Source organism: Alkalihalobacillus sp. BA299, from assembly GCF_017745675.1.
In the GTDB taxonomy this organism is placed as follows: Bacteria; Bacillota; Bacilli; order Bacillales; family Bacillaceae_F; genus Alkalihalobacterium.
This window is the reverse complement of record NZ_JAFLJM010000053.1, coordinates 1-1,261: the sequence shown is the minus strand read 5'-3', so window position 1 is coordinate 1,261 and position 1,261 is coordinate 1. Positions and strand designations below refer to the sequence as shown.

Sequence of the window (1,261 nt, the reverse complement as noted above, 5' to 3'; positions counted from 1 at the left end):
TTCCCCCATTCGGATATCCCCGGATCAAAGCTTACTTACAGCTCCCCGAGGCATTTCGGTGTTCGTCCCGTCCTTCGTCGGCTCCTAGTGCCAAGGCATTCACCGTGCGCCCTTCATAACTTAACCATTCGACAAATGATAAGCGGCGGATTACTTCGTTGGCTACGCTCTCTGTGTTGCTCATGTACCCTTTAAACGTACACTCCGCTACTCGAGATCTTGCCGCCTCGTACTCCTTGCTTCTAATTTGTCTCTTAAATTCGATGAATGATAAACGTCGAATCTCTTCGTCAACTTCGCTTTCAGCGCTACTCACGTATCCGTTAAACATACGCTCCGTTGCTTTAAAGCTCGTTTCCTCGATCTTCTTGTTTCTAATTCATCTCTGATCGACAAATGATAAGCGGCGGATTACTTCGTTGGCTGCGCTCTCTCTAGTTGCTCATGTACCCTTTAAACGTACACTCCGCTACTCGAAAACTTGCCGCCTCGTACTCCTTGCTTCTCACTTGCATTTACATTTTTATAAAGGTTGTTGAATTCTTGACGACTCAAGTTACTCTTGGTTACACATTGTGCAACCCAGTGAAATCTTGATGTCTTTTCTAGCATTCATTATCCAGTTTTCAAAGAACCAAGCTACTGACTTCAATCACATCTTGTAGCACTTTTTGATGATAGTTCGTGCTGCTTTGCTCCGTAGAAGCTAACAACAGTCAGCAAGCATTACTCGTAAACAAAGGAACAACTGTTTCTAGAGATAAAAATAACTTCTGAGCAAGCTCAAAAGCGACTCTTATATCTTATAACAAATCATCTAGAATTTCAATGGTATTTTTTGAGAGTAGTTCTCTCAAAACTGAACAAGGCGACTGACTTCAATCACACCTTGAACATTCGTCTGTGTTATACTTCATGCTGCCTTGCATCGAGGAAGCTCACTTCGAAGCTACACTCGTAGACGCAGATGCAAAAAGTTAATCAAACAGTTTTGAGTTCTCTCAAAACTGAACAAAAAAGACCAAAGCGTACATACCGAAGTATGCATCGACTAGAGTAAATACTCCATAGAAAGGAGGTGATCCAGCCGCACCTTCCGATACGGCTACCTTGTTACGACTTCACCCCAATCATCTGTCCCACCTTAGGCGGCTGGCCCCAAAAGGTTACCCCACCGACTTCGGGTGTTACAAACTCTCGTGGTGTGACGGGCGGTGTGTACAAGGCCCGGGAACGTATTCACCGCGGCATGCTGATCCGC

2 rRNA genes are annotated in these 1,261 nt (G+C 44.8%); both read right to left on the bottom strand.

The window, feature by feature from the left end:
* A 23S ribosomal RNA gene (locus J0N78_RS25455) occupies positions 1-126 on the bottom strand; the annotation flags it as partial.
* Between the two features lie 945 nt (positions 127-1,071).
* Positions 1,072-1,261 (bottom strand): 16S ribosomal RNA (locus J0N78_RS25450); the annotation flags it as partial.